The organism is Tolypothrix sp. VBCCA 56010 (genome assembly GCF_050875635.1).
Lineage (GTDB): Bacteria > Cyanobacteriota > Cyanobacteriia > Cyanobacteriales > Nostocaceae > Hassallia.
Genome location: NZ_JBPAOH010000041.1, coordinates 1 through 20135 on the forward strand (window position 1 = coordinate 1; position 20135 = coordinate 20135).

The window sequence follows — 20135 nt, forward strand, 5'->3', positions numbered from 1 at the left end:
CTTGCCACACCTTGATTCCTTAAAAACTACCCATAAGGGTTTTGACCCTTCTTGCTTAGTCTCTCACAAAAATGGTCGGTTTATTTCCGCCACCCTGTACTAGTTATGAATTTTTTTGGAATAATATATCATTGGATAATTCAGATTCCATAGATACCATACTTACAAATTCTCCAGATACTTTATCTATAGGTGAGTTAATCAAAGGACGCTATCGAATTATTAAAATTTTCAGTGACCAAGATAATGATAATGATTTTGCATTATATCCTCCAGAATTTGAGGAATTGATTAATCAATTTTTGATTAAAGATGAAGCTCTACCAGGTGAACCAATCGCCATATTTAAACAATTTTTATCTAAAAATAGAACTATTATACTGAATAAAGATACATCCATTTTGCATTCTGCAAAATTACAATTTGAGAACCAAGCCATAATTTTAGGTAAAATAGGCCATCACTCCAATTTGCCCCGACTTTTAGATTATTTTGAATTTCAAGAAGCTTCTTATCTAGTTTGCGACTATATTGATGGTCATACACTACAGCAAGAATTACAAAAATCTGGTTTATTGAGCGAAGTTAATATCATAGATTTTCTTCAAGATTTTCTGCCAATCTTAGAATATGTTCATAGTCAACAGGTAATTCACCAAAATATTAACCCTACTCAAATAGTTCGTCGTAAGCAAGATGGTAGTCTATGTTTAATAGACTTTAGAATAGCATTATTGCTGACTTCCAATCAGTCAATTTTGATTATCGGAACCCCTGGGTTTGCAGCACCAGAGCAAATGGCAGGGCGCTCGGTTTATGCTAGTGATATCTATGCTCTTGGGGTCACTTGTGTTTATTTGTTAACTGGCAAATTACCGCGTCAGTTGGAGACTAATACGGCAGGGGTGTGGCTCTATGACGTAGATGTTAGCAATGAACTTGCTGAAATTTTGCAAAAAATGTTGGCTGTTAACGTTAGAGAACGCTATCAATCTGCCACTGAGGTATTGCAAGCTATTCGACAACTGACCAATTATTATCAAACAATCAAGCTGTCACCTGAGTTTGAATCTAAATTTGTAGCATATAGTTTATTACAGAATGTATCATCAAATTCATTACTAATTGGTGGAGAATTAGAAGTTGCGATTTGTCTCACCTTACTAAATGACAACAACACAACCTACATCCTAGAAATCTCCCACAACGAAGTCACTGGAAACGAACTCAACATATTTCTCACTGCCCCTGGCTTTCAATTTAACGCTGACAACACCACAAGCTTACCCATTGACCCCGACACCGCCAATATCACCCAAACCGCAACTTTCAATCTTACCGCCCTGCGTCCAGGCAAAACGAAAATCAAAGCAGAACTTTACTGTGGAGAAACCTATAAAACAACCCTCGAAACCGAAGTAGAAGTTACCGCATTTGAAGAAACAGAACTACGCCCACTTATTGCCGCCCGATCGCGTCCCGTTCCCCAACCAGATATAATTCTCCAAGTGCGTACTACTTGGAACGCAGATATCTGCGCTTGTACTTTCAATTATCACATCGATAGCTATCAACCACGCCTGCTATTCGCGGATGACGTTGACTACAACTCACAGTCTTTATCTGCTACTTGGGTCGAGCGATCGCACTCATTATTAAAAACCACCCTTGAAGAAGTAGCAAGTAGCCTTAGAGAAGATTTCCGTTCTCGCCTTGTTTCTCTCGGTCATTACCTGTTTCATTCCTTACTTCCAGAAGAACTGCAAAATACCTTTCGCACCATAGCCAGTTTTAATCAGCCTTTCACTTTACTGATATTAGCTCACCAGGATGCTTGGTTTCCTTGGGAACTGTTGCATGATGGGCAGAAATTTTTAGGCGATCGCTTTATTATTGGCCGATGGCTTTGGGAGTTAGAAAAATCACGACCCTATGAGTTTCCTGTGGGTGCGGTGAATGTTGCCCATTATGCTAGTGTGGAACAACCGGAACTTTGGACTGAGCTTTTGCACTCATCAGGAGCGCCGCCACCTATTTCCATGCAAGCTGGTATATTTAATGATATTACTTTGTTTGAATCAATACGTGGCTTGCATTTAATTCGCTATGGTCAATCTGTGGACACAACAAACCGCCAGGATGCGCCAGTGCGGGTGAATAGCAGTAGCGATATTCAGGATATTGAGCGTGAGGTGCAACCAGCCAAGCTGAGTCTGCGTCGCAATCATCCCCTTGTATCTTTGAGTTATCTAAATGCAGGACAACCGGAATTAACAGCATTAGAGCAAACCTGGGCTTCTACCTTTGTCAGAGCAGGTTGTAGCGCCTTTGTTGGTTCCCTCTGGGCGGTGCAACCGAATGTGGAAGCAGCTTTTGTTAGTGCTTTTTATAACAGCATTTGGGCAGGGCAAACTTTGGGTGTGGCGTTCCAAACGGCTCGCAGATTGGCTAAAACCGTTGTACCAGAATCCTTGGACTGGCTGGCTTATGTATTATTTGGCGACCCAATGGCGCGTCCTTACCGACCAGTACAGGGACAGGGCTACGCGGTTGTGGAACCTATAGGTCAAGAAATTGACGACCCAGTACCCCCAGGAAGCACAGTAAGGTTTCGCGTTAGCCTGCGCCGTACTCCTCCTGTATGGTACGAGAATCGATTAATGGAAGTGGCTGAAGATTTAAGTTTTGATGATTTACGTGTTTTTATCGTCACGTCCGGATTGCAGGTTACTCCTGGTGATTCAATACTTATGACACGCACAGCTACCGGAGATTATTTAGGTTGGTTTACGCTTACTGCCCCTGCTGAGATGGAAACTCGCTCAGTGTTAGTTCAGGTTTATTTTGAGGACGGGATAGAACCTGTTCACAATTTGCGTTTTGCACTGAATATTGTTAAGCAGGACGGTGAGGCGCAATGAGAGGAATTGGCAGTCCAGTTGGTGTAAATTTGGCTAGTTCTTGCTTAGAAATTATAATCGATAAAGATTACTACTCAATTGGTCGGTGGAGCTTTCCTAAACCTGATAATAAAGTTTTGGAAGTGCTGACCGAAGAAATTTTAGATTGTTTTGATACTTTAAGAATAACTCTTAATAAAGAAAAAACCCTCGCACTAGACGAGGGTTTGTGCAATCAATATTTAATCAAATTAGCTGAATGGGGACGGACTGCTTATCAAGCATTTTTTGGTGAAGATAGACCAAATAAAATCCTCACCAGTCGCCTAAATGAAAATGTTGCTCCTACCTTTGTTTCTGAAGTTATGCCGTTTCCTTGGGAGGTTTTGTTTGAGGGAACTGAAGAGGACTATGAACAGGGAAACCCTGAAATGTTTTGGGGAATGCGCTACACCCCGGCTCGGATTCTCAACCCAGAAAAAGATATCGCAGATTATGTCTTGGAGCAAGCCCAACCTTCAGATATGTTATTTTGCTTGCATCACAGGTTGCTTTATGCTCATAAAAACGAAAGACCAGAAATTGAAAAGTTGGTGAGGGTGACAGCAAAAGACCGTTTTACATTGCTGGGGACAGCTTGCAATTTGACAAATGATAAATCCAGCGATCCCTTAAGTGATGATTTACTCAAGTATCTTTACAAAGCTAGCCACAATATGTTGCATTTTGCTTGCCATTGTAAGGAGAGTAGGCGGGGGGATAAACTGCTGATTTCTTTTATTAAAGATGAGGATATTGTAGAAAATGGCTTGGTTTTAGAGTTAGAAACTTACAAATTTTTGTTGCGACAGGGGAAATTTCTCTGTCAGCCATTGGTGTTTCTTAATGCTTGTCAGTCGGCTGGGGGTGCGGATGAGTTACGGAGGACTTTCAATTTACCCAAGGTGTTTATTCAGCATGGTGCGGCAGCTGTGATTGCTACAGCTTGTCCTGTACCGGATATGTTTGCGGCTGCATTTGCGAAGGTGTTTTATGAGTTTTTTCTGCGGGGGATGGTGGTGATGGATGAAGTAACTGGGGATAAAGTCGTTAAAATTCTGACAATTGGGGAGGCATTACGTGCAACGAGACGGTATTTTTTGAAGGAGTTTAATAATCCGTTGGGGTTGGCTTATGGTGTTTATAGTCCTGCGAGTTATAGGGTGGGGTGAGTGTGAACACTGTATTGTAATTTAGTAAGTATTTATTTATTTAAATAAAACGTGTTATTAATATCTAAAAATTTTCTAGTTAATTTTGCAATTTATGGAGAGAACAGTTGTAAATGGCGAAAGTTGCGCTGCTAATAGGAGTTGCTAAATATGAGGACGCAGGATTAAATCCATTACCTAGCGCCATCAAAGATGTTGAGTCAATGCAACGTGTATTGGAAAATCCTGAACTAGGCAATTTTAATTTGGTTACAACCTTGCTCAATCCCCAAAGACAAGAGATGGAGGATGCCATTTACGAACTGTTTGCTAATTGTAAAAAAGAGGACTTACTATTATTCTACTTTTCTGGTCATGGGCTGAAAGACGAAGCGGGTAAATTTTATATGTCAACCAGTATTACCCGTAAAAACAACGGGAGATTAGTAAGGCACACAGCAATAGCAGCTAGTTTTTTACAAGAAAATATTTATGAGAGTAAATCCAAAAGAATAGTGGTTATTCTGGATTCTTCTTTTAGCGGCGCGATTGCTCAAGGGGTAAACATCAGTCGTACAGAAATGGCTTTCCTTACTTCTTCCACATCAACTCAGTTTTCGTTTGAGCAACAAGGATTGGAAGAATCAATATATACTCATTATCTAGTTGAGGGTATTGAAACCGGAGCGGCAGATCACGATGGAGATGGATGGATTGCATTATATGGATTGCATGAATACGCGAGTAACAAAGTGCAAGAAGCTGCTCCGGCAATGACACCACAATTTTATCCTATTGGAGAAGGTTACAAGATTGTAGTGGCTAAAGCACCTGTTAGTAATCCAACTCAGAGAAACAAGCTAAAACTAAAGGAAACTGTTGATTATGAAAACGAGATAACATCTCAAGAAAAAAATGAACTAGAAAAGCTTAAGCAAGACTTGGATAATCAACGCATCCAATTAGAATTGGAGCGTGCAAAGTTAAAGGAGGATTTTTATAATTCAATTATTCAGTTAAAAAACTGGCATTCATTTGTATTGCATTTGAAGAATAATCCAGAGGATGCTGGACTCATATTACAACTATTCAAAACACAGCAGCAAATAAATAAAAATGACATAACAGCTTTTTTAACACTGCTGCTGGATAATGATGATTTGAAACAATTTCGTAGTGGTGAATCTGGTAAAATCCTACTACAAGAGTTGACCAGGCTATCTGAAGAACAGAATATTTTGGTAGGTACTAGAGATGCATTGATTGTTGGAATAAATCGGTATCCTTTTCTTAAAAATTCACTGACAGCAAAGGCTCACCATCTTCAAGCCCCTGCTTATAATGCAGAAGCTGTTGCTCAACTTCTGGAAGCCTACGGTGATTTTTTAGTAAGACGCTTACCAGTTACCAATATTGATGGAAAATTGCAGGTAGACCCAAACATACCTGTGAAAGCACAAGAGTTAGAGGAAGCAATAATTAATTTGTTTCTCCCAGAAAGTCGTAAACCAGCAGATACAGCATTACTATATTTTTCTGGACACGGACTACGTAAGACCAGAGGAATATCAGAAGGATATTTGGCTACTAGTGATGCAAGTCCTAGCAAAGGATTGTATGGAATATCTCTACAATGGCTACGCCGATTGCTACAAGAAAGTAAAGTTAGACAGCCAATTATAATTTTAGATTGTTCTCATAGTGGAGAATTATTAAATTTTGATGAAGTAGATGCTTGGAATAAAAATAAGACATACAGTAGTTGTTTTATTGCTAGTTCACGCGAGTTTGAGGATTCATATCAAACACCTGATAACAAACATGGTGTATTCACAACTGCACTACTCAAAGGTTTAGAGCCTAAGAAAGAAAACTTTGTTACTAACCATAATTTAGTAGATTTCCTTAATCGTGAACGCCTATTATTACCTCAACGTCCTATTTTTGCAAATTATGGTGAACCGATAATTATTACCAGTCGCCTGCTAGTAGAAACAAAAAAGTTATCACTGTTACAAGAATCGTTAACTTATGATTTATGGTTAGACGTATCACAAAACGTAGTTTCTGTAGGTGAAGAGTTAGACATTACTTTACATCAAAACCAACCCCGTGCAGATAATAATAGTTCCTATCTACTTGAAATTCCTTATGAGGAAGCGATCGCCAACGAACTAAACCTCATCATCAACGCTCCAGGCTTCCAAATCAACGGCGACAACACCGCCAGCCTACCCCTCGATACCTACACAGTGCAAGAAACCCAAACCGCCCGCTTCCGCCTCACAGCCCTTCGCCCAGGTAACGCCACCATCACCGCTGAACTCTACCGAGGGGACACCTTCGAGACAAAACTAGAAACTCAAATTCAAGTCGCTGAAATTGACGAAGCAACCTTCATCCCTCAATGCATAACCACCCAACCCCGTCCCGTCCCCCAACCAGATTTTATCCTCCGCATTCAAACAATTTGGAATGAAACAAACTCCACCTGTAAATTCCAATACCAACTCAGAAGTTTCCGGTTCCCTTCAGTATTTCCCGGTAACAACATGTATACATCAGACTCACTTTCAACCAATTGGTTAGAACAGACGCGGGGATTGTTAGCAACTACACTCGAAAATACATCCGGTAGTTTACCAACTGAGGGAAAATCTCGTTTAATTTCCCTTGGTCAATACTTATTTGAGCAAGTCTTCCCCACAGAATTACAAAACGAGTTTCGCAGTTTAATACCCCAAAATTCTACTTTTACACTTTTAATTATCGCCGACCAAGAAGCTTGGATACCTTGGGAATTATTATATGATGGTCAAAGATTTTTAGGCGATCGCTTCATCATTAGCCGATGGCTACAAGAATTAAACGACACCAGACCCTACGAGTTTCCTGTAGGTACAGTTGACATCGCTCATTACGCCAACGTCGAACAACCCCAACTCTGGGCTACCCTCCTGGAAGCACACGGCGCACCTCCACCCCAGCCTTTACCAGCAGGTGTATTGCATGATTCCACTGAAGCTATACGGGGTTTGCATTTAATTCGCTACAGTCAATCCTCAGATGCAGCCAACCTTCGTAACGCTCCTGTAACCTTAGATAATATCAACGACACAGAAGACATAGAACTCCAAATGCGTCCCGCCAAACTAAACCTGCGGCGCAATCGTCCATTTGTAACCTTGAGTTACGTGAAAACCGATACTTCAGAATTGACAGCATTAGAAAACACATGGGCATCCGCCTTTATCCGCGCTGGATGTAGCGGCTTCACAGGTTCCCTTTGGGCTGTAGAACCAGCAGTAGAAGCTGCCTTTATTAGTAGCTTCTACAATCGTCTGTGGGCTGGCGCTTCCTTGGGCGAAGCTTTTTATACTAGCCGTCAGTTAGCCCGTGCAGCTGCACCTGATTCCCTTGACTGGCTAGCCTACGTTCTTTTTGGCGACCCAATGGCGCGTCCTTACCGTCCCGTTCCTGGTGATGGTTATGCCATTGTCGAACCTATAGGACGGGAAATTGATGACCCATTGCCCCCCGGTGCGATCGCTCGTTTTCGTGTTACTCTGCGAAGAAACCCCCCTGTGTGGCATGAAGATAGAGTCATCGAAGTAGCAGAGCATCTCGTCTTTGAAAATCTACAGGTACACATCGTAACCTATGGTCTGCAAGTGATTCCAGATTTGCCTATCACAATGACACTTACTGCCAAAGGTGATTATTTAGGCTGGTTTACCCTGGCTGTACCTAATGAAATTACTGAAACGTCAGCTTTAGTTCAGGTATATTTTGCAGATGGAATGCGACCAATTCATAGCTTAAATTTCTCTCTCAACATAGAGAACGGGAGGGAGGAATGAGCGGTATTAGTAGCGCTATTCGCCATCAAACAATGGCATCTTTTTTACCAATTGTAATCCCTAAAGAAAATTATTATAATATTGGTTGGCAAAAGTTTAATATAACTGCCACTGATGAGGAACTTCTGAGATTTACAAATAATGTTTTAGAGTCTTTTTGGAGGCTAGAAAAAGCAATTAATCAAGCCAAAAGTATCAAATTAGATGCAGAAATTTGCCATCAAGAAATGAGAGAACTGGCAAAGTGGGGTTTAGCAGCTTACCGCAGATTTTTTGAAGAGGAAGGCTCTCGTGAAATTATCGAGGGTCGTTGTAAGATGATGGGTAGTGAAATCCCAGCGCCCACCTTTATATCTGAGAGGGTACTTTTTCCTTGGGAAGTACTGTATGCAGGGGATAATTACCAAGAACCTAATCCAGAAATGTTTTGGGGGCTGCGCTACACTCCGGCTCGAATTCTTACTCCCGAAAAAGATATCTCTCGTTTTTTGGCAGACAGAACCACACCATTAGATATGATGTTTTGTCTGCATCATCGACTGCGAGAAGCTCATCAAAATGAATGGCTGCTAATTCAAAAACTGATTCGCAGTTACCAAAATAGCCGATGCTCTCTTCTTTCGGCAGCAGGGAAATTAATAGGGGTTGAAAGTGGAGAAAACCTACTTGATTATTTCATAGAAGCTAACCATAACATTTTGCATTTTGCATGTCATTGTCTGTCAGAAGAACTAGATATTGATACGCTGCTATTTACTTTGTTAAACGATGAAGGACAAGAAGGCGAACCTTTAGTGATTCAATTAGGGGCTATATCTTTCATTTTGGTAAAAGAAGATAAACAATTTCAGTGCCAACCATTAGTTTTCCTAAATGCCTGTCAGTCAGCAGGTGGTACTGATGCATTACGCAAAACTTTTAACTTACCCCAAATGTTTATCAAGCGGGGTGCAGAGGCAGTAATTGCAACTGCTTGTCCCGTTCCCGACCGTTTTGCTGCGGCTTTTGCTCAACAATTTTATACTTTTTTTATAGATAAACAAATGACAATTGGGGAAGCCCTACAAGCTACCCGCAGATATTTTATAGAGGAGTATAATAATCCTTTAGGTCTGGCTTATGGTCTTTACAGTCCTGCTTACTATCGACTAACTCAACCCTTGGCTACAGTAGGTGTCGCCTGATGAGAAACTATCCATCTACCTCAGCAATTACCCAAGCAGAATTAGATAACTTACTGACGCAACTGCAACAACTGCGCTCCTCAATTACTACTGCACGGGAGACAATTGCACCATTGGAAACAAATCTCGCAACAGCTTACAACGAATTTCAGGCGGTAGTAGGTGCATTACGTCGTCAGTCAATGCGCTTACAAGCAGAAATTGCCTTCCTTCGCAGCCAAATTCAACGTTTCACCCAGGATGAAGACTACACGCAACAGCAGGATGTGGGAAACGATAATTTTCTCTACAATGAAGAACAAACAACAGAATTTAGTTTAAAAGACCCAGAAGCGATTGATAAAGATATGCTACTAGAGCATATTTTTCGGTTACTAGATCCTGATGTCAACGCTGAGGATGCAGAGTTACTGGCTAATCTCCAGGGTTTATGCAGTGACGCTGCCGCTAGTTTAGCCGATGTTTTAGAAGAATTACCTTGGGGAGTAGTTTGGATAACTCGTAATTCCCAAGAAAACTTGACACAGCAATACCAACGTCTGAAGATTTGGGAGAATGCGTTAAACCGACAGCTACAAAATTTAAAACAAGCAACAGAACGTTTGTATAAAGATTCACGTTACGGACTTTGGCAGCAACAGCAAAAAAGTCAAGAACACTGGCATAATTTTCTCAATCAATGTATCGAACAGCAGCAAGACCAGAATTACGAATTACAAGCTGAGTTAGACAAATTAAAAGAGGAGTGGGGGCGCATCACCAGCACTAACAGATTATGAGTAGTAAAGACTACCAACTTGATTTACCAGTACCAGTAGGGGGAGAAGATTTGCCCATCCCCGTTGCTGATACTGCACCGCAACAGGAACAACCTAGCGATAAAGCGTTTTTAGAATGGAGTAACTTGGCAAGTCAGCGCCATGTGCGCTCTTTAACTTTTGACCCAACGCACGGAGATTTATGGTTGGCGACTGGGGGAGGGATACTGCACTGGAAGCTGGAATTAAACCGATTTGTGAGATACGCCAGCGAACATGGTTTGCCAGGTAACTCAGTGTTAGCAGTTGCCGTAGATGGTGCGGGTCAAGTTTGGGCTGCTCACGAACATTTTGGAATTTATTATCTAAAAAATGATACTTGGCGACCTTACCGCATCCTGGGCGAGGTAAAGGTAAGTTGTTTGACCCTGGACTCTACTGGTAAACTTTGGGCTGGAACTGCTAGCGGTATTTATGCTATCAACACTCCAGACCGCAAACCCGCTATAGAACTACCCCCTGCTGGTTTTCCTCCGAGAGCGATCGCGATCGCCAACGAAAATGATATTTGGCTGTGCAATGCTCAAGGCGTTTATAATTACAAAAATGCTAGCTGGATGCGTACTACCGACAGTGTGCAGCCAGATGTTCTCACACTAGCTCGTCAAGGTGAAAACCTGTGGTTAGGAACTTTTCGCGGACTGGTACGCATTGACTTATCAACGAACAAACCGCACAAAATTGATACTACATATCCTGGTGAAGTTACTGCCCTATCTCCCCATCCGCAAGGAGTTTGGGTAGCTTGTGGCGGACAGGTGGGTTTAGCAACAGAAACTGGTTGGACACCCTTGACAGAAAAGCGATTTAATGCACCTATTACCAGCTTGCTAGCTGGTAGAGACGATCAGGTATGGATTGGTACTCATGATGGACTATTGCGCGGAGAGAACAAACAAATACTCTTGCACTTAACGGACAATCCCCCTGATGTCATTGGGTTAGCTTCCCGCGAAAAATCTCCACCCACTTTCAGCAGTTTAGTGCAAGCACTGTCAGTACAGCAATTTGCAGACCGTTCTATTTTATGGATTGGTACGGCACTAGGTTTATTTCGTTATGACTTATTTACCGAAAGTTGGCGGCGTTATGGACAACTTGCCAGCCAAGATATCCGCGCTATCATCACCAGCCAAGACCAAGAAACTGTTTGGGTTGCGAGTTGGAGTAGCGGTTTACATAGCTTAAAACAGCAGAATGAACTCCAAACCGCGCCCAATATTTCTGAACCGATTTTAACCCTAACTGCTGGAAGCGATCGCTACTGGGCTGTTGGGTTAGATGGTCTTTATCAGTACAAAGATTTAGCTTGGGTACAAGTAATTTATAACAAGGAACTGCTTGTGAGGGGATGGCTGCAAGCAATTGCCCAAGCTGTCACAGACCATGTTTGGCTAGGTACTTCGGCAGGATTGTTGTTATATAAAACTGATACAAAACGACTGACTCCAATTACTGGTAACTTAGGCAGTGCAGAAATTCGCTTGCTACTAGCAATTAATAGAGATGAGTCGGAACAGGTTTGGGTGGGTACAAGTCAGGGATTGTACGTAGGTAATGTTGACAACTGGGAACCAATACCTGAGCTTGAGAACCGAATCATAACAGCTTTGGTATGGGATAAGAACAATAGCAGTTTATGGGTTGGGACAGATAAGGGGTTATTTTGTCTCCTAAGTCAGGGCAATAGATGGAAAATCAACGAATTTAACATCCACAATAGTGGCTTAGGGGCAAATCGAGTCACAGCACTGACCATCAGCACTGGTGAAGATAAAGAGACTAAATTATGGGTAGGTACACCTTCTGGTTTAAGTTGCTACACATATTAAAAAATCTAAAATTGAAAGGGGAGTAGACGGTGAGTGAGGTAGATATTTTAGGAATTGATTTAGGGACAACCAATTCAGCCATTGCGATTTGGGAAGCAGACACAGGACAGGCGAGAGTTTTATCCAACTCAGAAGGCGATTGCCTCACTCCCTCTGTTGTGATGTTCGATACCCAAACAAATCAACCCATTGTCGGTAAATCAGCTTTGGGTTTCATCACCACTCACCCCAGTCAAGTCATCTACTCTGTAAAACGCTTCATGGGCTGTACCTTTCGTGACGAACGGGTACGCATCGACCAAACCCAAGTTACCTACACTATTGCAGAAATGCAGCAGAGCAAAGTTGCTGTCCGTGTAGGCGAAGAAATTTTTACACCTCCGCAGATTTCTGCTCAAATTTTGCGTAAGCTGAAGGAAGATGCTGAGGCAGCTTTGGGTAAAACAATATCCCAAGCTGTCATTACTGTTCCGGCTTATTTTAGCGAGTCTCAGCGTCAGGCTACCAAAGAAGCCGGAGAATTAGCTGGGTTGCGAGTTCCCCGAATAATTAATGAACCAACGGCTGCGGCTTTAGCGTTTGGCTTGGGTACAGAACCCCAAACAGTCGCGGTGTATGACTTGGGTGGTGGTACATTTGATATTTCAATTCTGCGGATTGAAAAGGGTTTGTTTCGGGTAAAAGCTACCAGTGGCGATACCCATTTAGGTGGGGATGATTTAGATTTAGCAATTATGAGTTGGATGAAGAAAGCGTTCAAGCAGCAGCATGGTGTAGATTTACCTATTGCAGAAGATAATAGCTTGCGTTCCCAATTCAGAAAAACAGCAGAAATTGCCAAAATTGCCCTGACCCAAGCCACAGAGTATCAAATTAGTATTCTAAATCTTTTTGCTGTAGAAAAACAGTATTTGGGGCTAGAAGCAACATTAACTCGTATTGAGTTAGAAAAACTTATGCAACCTTTTATCAAACGCACGTTAGATATCTGCGATGCGACTTTGAAAGAAGCAAAGTTGCAAGCAACAGACATTGACCAAGTATTATTGGTTGGTGGACAAACCAGATTACCCGCTATCAAGAAAGCATTACGCGATCGCTACGGTTGGACAATCAACGACTCTGTAAATCCAGATGAAGCTGTAGCTAGAGGTGCGGCGGTTCAGGGGGCAAGATTATGTGGTTATCTTCGGGAGGAGGTGAAACTCTGGGACATAACACCCTTGTCTTTGGGAATTGAGTTAGCTAACAGCAAGATGGATGCGATTATTCGTGCTAATGAACCGATACCAGTTACCAAGTGGCGCAAGGGTTCCCAAGCTTTTACTACTCAGCGCGACGGACAAGAAAGTATCCGCTTCCGCATTTATCAAGGTGAACGACCAATTGCAGGGGACAATGAATTTATTGGTGAAGTGGTTCTTAACCTAGCAACTACTCGTCCGGCTGGGGAAGTTCGGGTTAATTGTATGTTCAAAGTTGACCACGATGGTATTCTCCATGTTTTGGCGGAAGATATCACTACTGATGGGCAACCTGTAGAGAAGACATTTGACCGCTTTTACCGCTTGACTCAACAAGAGGTAGACCAGAAACTTGAAGAAGCGAAAGTGCATGAAAATGAAGACGCTGTTACCAATCGGATTTTTCAGTTAGAAGAAGAAATAATCCGACTGCAACGTGTGATTAATCAAGATAAAACATCTGACAATCTACTGTTAGAAACTTTAGAAAACTTGAAAGCAGCTATTAATAGCCGCGATGTCAACCAAGCAGAGGAACTACTTACCGAACTTAAAAGCAAAATAATCAATTAACAGTTTGTGGAATTTTCGGTAATCGCAGCGATAAATTTGTATAAAAATAAGAAACTTTAAACGTAGAATGTTCAAACATGACTCAAAATAATCGTCGCTGGACTGTGATGGTTTACATGGCTGGGGACAATGGTAAGGTTTTCGAGCAACTTCAAGGAAAACGCTTGATGGCTCCGATGGAAGCACAAGGCTATCAAGACATTGCAGAAATGGAAGCTGTCGGGTCTACTCCAGATGTGGCTGTTTTGGTACAGTTTGATACTCTATCTGACCGCGAACACACATACCGTATATATATTCGCCCTTTAGAAGAATCCAGGCAAATTGAGAATATCGCAGAGCAGAACATGGGCGATCCTCGCGCATTACGAGATTTTATTGTTTGGGGAATTGAGAATTATCCCGCAGAAAACTATGCGGTAATTTTGTGGAATCACGGTACTGGCTGGAAAGAAGATGACATCTATGCTTTTGCGCGATCGCGTGGTGTTCAGGTGCAGGCGAGTGAAGATGAAGTGCGATCGCTTACCCGAAATCATCGACGGTTGTCTCGTGCTTTTTTCCTTTCCTCAATTACGGAAGTGCTGCAACTGGAGGATGAAGATTCGCGGGCGATCGCTTTTGATGATTCATCATTAGACTTCCTGGATAATGCCAAACTTCAGCAGGCTTTTCAGGAAGCAGAAGCGATTACGGGTAAAAAAGTTAGCTTAATTGGCATGGATGCCTGTTTAATGGGCATGGTGGAAGTGGCTTACCAGTTGCGAACAAATGCTAATTATATGGTTGCATCGCAAGAGGTAGAACCCCTAACAGGTTATCCCTACACAGCAATTTTGCAGAATTTAACCGCCCATCCAGAAATGACATCAGCGGCGTTGGCAAAGTTAATTGTACGAGAGTATGGGCGTTACTACGAAGGAGAATGGCGGGGTAGTGTAGCTCAAATTACTCAATCAGCGACTAATTTGAGGGTGGTTGAGAAACTAGCTGAGGTGTTAGAAAGATTGGCGGCTGTTTTGCGCCAATTGATTGCGGAGTCAGATATTTATACTGAGAATGCACTATTTCATGCTCAACGTAAGGCAGTGCGTTTTGATGATAAGGATTTTGTAGATTTATATGACTTTTTGAAGGTGTTACGGGATAAATATGCTGGTGATAGTGATGAATTGACCAAGGTGATTGATGAAGTAATGGATTTGATGATTATTGAAGTGGAACCGCAGTTAATTTTGGCAAATGTTACTTCAGGGGTAAGATTTGAGCGTGTGAAGGGGTTGTCAATTTATTCTCCAGTGAGGGGTTATTCTCAATTTTATGAGCGATCGGATTTTGCTGGTTGTGGGTGGGGGGAGTTTTTGCAGTTGCTGAACAAATAGTCAAAATTGTTATCAATCATTAACATTCCCTGGAGGATGTTCCCCCATTGCGTATAATACTCGGCGCAAATTCACAACTCCTTCTCGATTCAACTGTAGGGTTTCTACCGTAGCTCTCCCTGTTGAAGTCAAACCAATAACTAATGTAAAATCATTATTCCATGCAAAATTATCATTCCATAATTGTTGACGTGGGTGATACAAAGGTACAGTTTCACCAGTTACTGGGTCACCACCTTGGACTTTATTATATTTGTGATTGTTGCAACCCTGACAAGAAAGAGCCAAATTATTTAGATTCGTTTCTCCACCTTGATTCTTGGAAATAATATGCTCGGCAGAAAAAGCTTGAACAGCAAAGCGTTCTTGGCTTCTACAATATTCGCAACATCCATTAGCTCGCTTAACCACAAACTTTTTTTGCTGCGCTGTCACTCTATTTTCAGACATGATTTGTTGCGTGAATGCCTAAGTTTTCCATCAATGCAGTCAGTGAAATTCCACGCATACGTGCTAATTCTGCTAAATTTTCTATACGCTGTGCTTGGATTTTTTCTATTTCATCAGTTAATTGTAATAATTTTTGATACTCATATTCTGTGAGAATTTCATCATCTCGTTTAGTCATCAATTCTTTGTAATCTCTCTGAAGATTTGCAGGAATACCTTGATTAATTTTGAGTAATAATTCCGCTTCTGCTTGCGGCAGTTTAGTAGCTTTACGTTGCGCTTGTAAAATAATAACTTGCGATACAAATTGTTCTAATTCAGACAAGTTTAATTGCTCAACTGCTTTGAGCAACTCTTCTGAAGATAATTGTACTTCAACTTTGACGATTGACATTATCTGCCTCTTGCCTGCTAATTTATCAATAATTTTATCCTAAGCTGTGGGAAGCCCTAGAACATATGTTTTCCAGCAGTTTGCTTGAAGTTGTCCTGAAGCCGCTTGTATGTGGTTAGCACTGAAGGTATCTCCAAAGAAAATACTGGGTGTCAAGCGAAAGTAAAACATTTTGACCGAGTTTGACAGGAAAAATGTAACATTATTTTGTTGCAATGTGGAGAAAGTGCGATTCCTGCGGAAAGCTATACGCTAACGCTCTTATTTATGGCCTCCCAATTCCCAATCCTACTTGTCACACAACAAGCTTATGAAGCATCCTCGAATGAAACTTTAGGTAGCAAATATAAGTTTTGGTTTTACCACGAAGAACTTGGTCGTTGTCTCTATAAGCAAAGCCGAGAAAACCTGGGAGAAGATTGGGCAGAAAAAGTCGCATCAGAATTATGTGAACTATTGGGACTTCCCCATGCTGTTTATGAATTGGCTTCGACTTGGGAAGGCTCGCGCGGTGTCGTCTCACCCAACTTTTTACCACAAGGGGGGACGCTTGTTCATGGTAACGAACTTCTTTCCTCAATTGTGCCGAACTATCCTGCGTTTGGGACTTATGGCATATCACAACATACAATAGATGTAGTGCTGAGGGTGATTCCACGTGAATCTATAAATTTACCCATTGATTGGGCACCGCCCTCTGGTATCCAAACAGCAGTAGATGTGTTTGTTGGCTATCTTCTGCTAGATGCGTGGATTGGTAATGGCGATCGCCACCACGAAAACTGGGGGATTGTCCGAATGAAAACAGCATCGACTTCAGAAGAAACGGAACACCTCGCACCTACTTACGACCATGCTTCAAGTTTAGGACGCGACCTCTCTAACTCTCAAAGACAGAAACGCTCAGTTGAGGCTTATGCAAACAAATGTTTCTCAGCGTTTTATGGCAGTGTTAATGATAGAAAGACTCTTAAAACTTTTGATGTGTTCTCACTGGTTGCTAATCGCTATCCCGAAGCTGCTTGTGTGTGGTTGGCGCGACTTGAAAATATTTCCAAAGCCAATATTTTAGATATTTTTAATCCTATTAACCGCTCGCTTATCTCTCCCGAAGGCAGTAATTTTGCTCAATCCATTCTGGAAATCAATAAACACAGGCTACTTACCTTGAGGGAAACACTATCTTGAAGACAACGAAAACATTATTTTTAGCTTGGCAAGACCCTATTGGTCGCTTTTGGTTCCCCATTGGTCGGTTGACATTTGACCAAGGTATCTATCAATTTGTCTATACCCAAGGTGTAAAAGAGGCTGAAGAGAAATCTGCTTTTAAAGCTTTGTCTTCGTTTCCGCGCTTAGACGAGATTTATAGATCAACTCAGTTATTTCCAGTATTTGCTAATCGGTTAATGTCGCGATCGCGTCCTGATTACTCAAGTTTTATTGAGTGGCTCAATATTCCGAATGATGAAAATGACCCTATTACAATTTTAGCCCGCAGTGGTGGCGAACGAGAAACAGATACACTCGCCGTTTTTCCTTGTCCAGAAGTTGATGAACAAGGACATTACCATCTTTACTTTTTCTCGCATGGGCTGCGACATCTGCCAGGTAGTGCAATTGAGCGGATTAATCAGCTTGAATGTGGGGAAAAATTATGGTTAGCTCACGAATTTCAAAATCCCTACGATTCTCAGGCTTTAATTTTAAACACCGAAGACCACTACATTGTTGGTTATTGTCCGCGATATTTGCTTGCAGAAGTTTTTGAGTTGCTTCGACAAAATTCTCACTTAAAGGTGCAGGTAGAGCGTGTCAATAAACCTCCAACACCGCTACAGTTTCGCCTGCTGTGTAAAATGAGTGTCGATGCTCCAGATGATTTTCGTCCCTTTTCCAGTTCTCAATACCAGCCTCTCATTGCTGAGATTGCGACTGCGATAAAATCTAGTTGAAGGGTAGCAAAGCTATAATTAGGATAAAAGACAAGCCAGATAGCGCCGATGAAGAATCACATATGGCAGAATTAACAATTCAAATTTCTGATGAATTAGCTCAATGTTTAGAACCTCTGCAAAATCGTTTAACCGAATTGCTTTGGCGATTGTTAGACGTTGCAAATTTATCAATAAATTCTCAACCAATAGTTGAAACCGAGACTACAGATATTCCCGCAGTTTATCAATAAGTTATTGATTTTTTAATTAAACGTCCTACACCTGAAGAAATTATTGCTTTTAAAGTTTCACCCCAAGCTAAAACGCGGTTGGAAGAGTTATTAGAAAAAAATCGTTCTACAACACTTAGTTCGATGAAGTTAACTGAGTTAGATGTTTATTAGCAATTAGAACATATGATAATTTTATTAAAGGCACGAGCTTTCAAATAGATTTTAGTTCATTACAACAGAGTTTACAAATAACTGGTGTAGCTTATTGTTAATTTAAATGATTAATGAGAATAATAGCAAAGTCAGGATCTGCACTGTAAAGAAGTCCTAAGTCGCTGTCCTCTATTCCAATTCTTATACATACTGCTTTTCGTCCTTATAGTGATTTTATTTTCAAGCTCATTTTTAATAAGTGTTCTAATGTCTCTTGTTCATCTTGGTTTAATATTTTAGACAGATTTTTAACCTACTAGACTATTTACAATTTAGTTTTGATTTAATATTTTCAAAATCAGCCGCGTACTTCCCTCTTTTAAAGACAACTTCAAGTTCTTTGCAGATTTTACAAAGAGCTTGTTTGTCATCTATACTATGCAAATAACTAATTAGCTCTAAGGCAAAGTCAGTATCGGTTGATTGCCTTAAAAATCCAAGCTGATTTGGTTCAATTCCAATTTTTATACAAAGTGCTTTTCGTGCCGAATATTCTGCACGTCCACTACGTATCAAGAGTTCTGTAAGTATTTCTCTGTCAGAATCGTTTAGTTCCTCAGATGGCTCAGACGCAGGTTCATTCGCTCCTGTAAGCTGTTCTTCAGGTAAACTGCTCTTAATAACCTTCTCATCAATATTTGGCTTATTCTTGAGAATCGGGGTTAGTTGCTCTCGAACACCTGCTAACCGAATTGCAGCGCAAGCAAGTTTGTGGGCAAATTCAACGGGCTTTCCTGCTCCTAGAGCATCGTAAAAACCCACAGCAAATTCAATTGCTGCTTTATCTCCAATTGCCTTGTTCATGCCAATCACATAGTTAATTTGTTGAGAAATTGCGCTTGCTTGCACCTCCGAATAACAGCCGTTAAGAACAACACACTCAACTTGATCCGCAAACAGTTCAAACAGTCCTGCTAAGGCTTCTCCATCAACTAGCTTTACCGAACCTGTTTCATCTTTAAATACCAGACCTTCATCCCCCGTTCCATGCCCAGAAAAATGAACAATAGAAGGATTGATATCCAGCATTGCCCGCTGAATGTCCCTCGGTCGCACTGCCAACCTTGATTCTAAAACGAACTGATCGCGTTTTTTTGCCCGCTGTAATCCTTCTTCAATATCTCGCACCTCCTGATCTAAACGTAGTCGTGAAGTATTTTTAGGATTTGCTGTCAAAATTAAGATTGTTTGCGCTTGGTTAGTTAGAAATTTGGTATTTGATTCAATACTGTCGATAGAAGTTGTTATTGCTTCAGGAATTGATAGATTAACTTCTGCAATTTCTAATCGCCGATTCTTTATTTGTAAACCTGCTACCTGTGTTTTTGCACCTTCCGAATCTCCAAAAGCAAAACTTTTCATCCCTCCACTATAAATCATTAATGGCTCAAAACCTGCTTCCACCAGAGGCTCCGCTAAAGTCTCAACCAAAGAAGCTAGCCGCAACACCTCTCCCATATCCTCCTGCTGCACTCTCTGACTCAACCTCTGCGCCAACTCCCGCGCTACCTCATCCGGTTTAGTATACGCCAACGCCGTCCACTCCTGAGCCTCCCGCAAATCTTGCGTATCTGCGTCATCATCAGTCAATCGCTGCGCCACATAATCGAGCAAAAACTCCCCTAATTCATCAAATCTTTCCTGTCCAAACTGCTCCTTCAATTCCCGCAACAACAAATTACGGTCAGCAATATCCATTTCATACATCTCATAACCCACTTGCCGACACAACCGCGACAGCAACACATGAGCAACCGTAGTCCAAGGGGCTTCGGGGACAAAATTTGCCCAAATCTGGTAAAGTAAATCAGGTGTAAGTACCAAATGAAACGCCGCGTGACGAGCCAAGTTGCGGTGTGCTTCCCCAAACTGCTGGGCAAATCCTTCAACCCGTCTTTGAGCAATTCTTATCGCACGGGTTTGGT

General features: G+C 41.5%; 14 protein-coding genes. 11 read left to right on the forward strand and 3 right to left on the reverse strand.

Going from position 1 to position 20135, the window contains the following annotated elements:
* The first annotated feature begins 131 nt into the window (after positions 1–131).
* From AABK37_RS16015 to AABK37_RS16050, 8 genes are all read left to right on the forward strand, one after another.
* Entirely contained in the window at positions 132–2921 is a 2790-nt protein-coding gene (locus AABK37_RS16015) for a protein kinase domain-containing protein (protein ID WP_432552553.1), read from the forward strand.
* A complete protein-coding gene (locus tag AABK37_RS16020; protein ID WP_432552554.1) occupies positions 2918–4111 on the forward strand; it encodes a CHAT domain-containing protein in 1194 nt (397 codons plus the stop codon). The genes AABK37_RS16015 and AABK37_RS16020 overlap by 4 nt, the downstream gene beginning before the upstream one ends.
* Before the next feature lie 113 nt (positions 4112–4224).
* The gene (locus AABK37_RS16025; protein WP_432552555.1) at positions 4225–7950 is read left to right on the forward strand and encodes a caspase family protein; all 3726 of its coding nucleotides are present in this window, start codon (positions 4225–4227) and stop codon (positions 7948–7950) included.
* A complete protein-coding gene (locus AABK37_RS16030; RefSeq protein WP_432552556.1) occupies positions 7947–9134 on the forward strand; it encodes a CHAT domain-containing protein in 1188 nt (395 codons plus the stop codon). The genes AABK37_RS16025 and AABK37_RS16030 overlap by 4 nt, the downstream gene beginning before the upstream one ends.
* Entirely contained in the window at positions 9134–9913 is a 780-nt protein-coding gene (locus tag AABK37_RS16035) for a hypothetical protein (RefSeq protein ID WP_432552557.1), read from the forward strand. The genes AABK37_RS16030 and AABK37_RS16035 overlap by 1 nt, the downstream gene beginning before the upstream one ends.
* Positions 9910–11784: a ligand-binding sensor domain-containing protein gene (locus AABK37_RS16040; protein WP_432552558.1), complete on the forward strand. Its 1875-nt coding sequence runs from the start codon at positions 9910–9912 to the stop codon at positions 11782–11784. The genes AABK37_RS16035 and AABK37_RS16040 overlap by 4 nt, the downstream gene beginning before the upstream one ends.
* 29 nt (positions 11785–11813) lie before the next feature.
* Positions 11814–13601: an Hsp70 family protein gene (locus AABK37_RS16045; protein WP_432552559.1), complete on the forward strand. Its 1788-nt coding sequence runs from the start codon at positions 11814–11816 to the stop codon at positions 13599–13601.
* A 77-nt stretch (positions 13602–13678) separates the two neighbouring features.
* A complete protein-coding gene (locus AABK37_RS16050) occupies positions 13679–14983 on the forward strand; it encodes a clostripain-related cysteine peptidase (RefSeq protein WP_432552560.1) in 1305 nt (434 codons plus the stop codon).
* 12 nt (positions 14984–14995) lie between these two features.
* On the opposite strand, the gene AABK37_RS16055 is transcribed toward AABK37_RS16050, so the two are convergent.
* Positions 14996–15433, reverse strand: coding sequence for an HNH endonuclease (locus AABK37_RS16055; protein ID WP_432552561.1), 438 nt, complete (start codon positions 15431–15433; stop codon positions 14996–14998).
* A complete protein-coding gene (locus AABK37_RS16060) occupies positions 15426–15827 on the reverse strand; it encodes an STAS/SEC14 domain-containing protein (RefSeq protein ID WP_432552562.1) in 402 nt (133 codons plus the stop codon). Before AABK37_RS16060 ends, AABK37_RS16055 begins: the two co-directional genes overlap by 8 nt.
* A 267-nt stretch (positions 15828–16094) precedes the next feature.
* Here AABK37_RS16060 and AABK37_RS16065 point away from each other — a divergent pair, with 267 nt between their 5' ends.
* From AABK37_RS16065 to AABK37_RS16075, 3 genes are read left to right on the forward strand one after another with little or no spacing between them, the layout of a single operon-like run.
* A complete protein-coding gene (locus AABK37_RS16065; RefSeq protein ID WP_432552563.1) occupies positions 16095–17015 on the forward strand; it encodes a HipA-like protein in 921 nt (306 codons plus the stop codon).
* Positions 17012–17782 (forward strand): HIRAN domain-containing protein, encoded by a 771-nt coding sequence (locus AABK37_RS16070; RefSeq protein ID WP_432552564.1) that lies wholly within the window; start codon positions 17012–17014, stop codon positions 17780–17782. Before AABK37_RS16065 ends, AABK37_RS16070 begins: the two co-directional genes overlap by 4 nt.
* Positions 17779–18015, forward strand: coding sequence for a hypothetical protein (locus AABK37_RS16075; protein ID WP_432552565.1), 237 nt, complete (start codon positions 17779–17781; stop codon positions 18013–18015). The genes AABK37_RS16070 and AABK37_RS16075 overlap by 4 nt, the downstream gene beginning before the upstream one ends.
* A gap of 456 nt (positions 18016–18471) precedes the next feature.
* Here AABK37_RS16075 and AABK37_RS16080 read toward each other — a convergent pair whose 3' ends face one another.
* Positions 18472–19437 carry a CHAT domain-containing protein gene (locus tag AABK37_RS16080; protein ID WP_432552591.1) on the reverse strand — a complete coding sequence of 322 codons (966 nt, stop codon included), beginning with the start codon at positions 19435–19437 and terminating at the stop codon, positions 18472–18474.
* Positions 19438–20135: the final 698 nt, after the last annotated feature.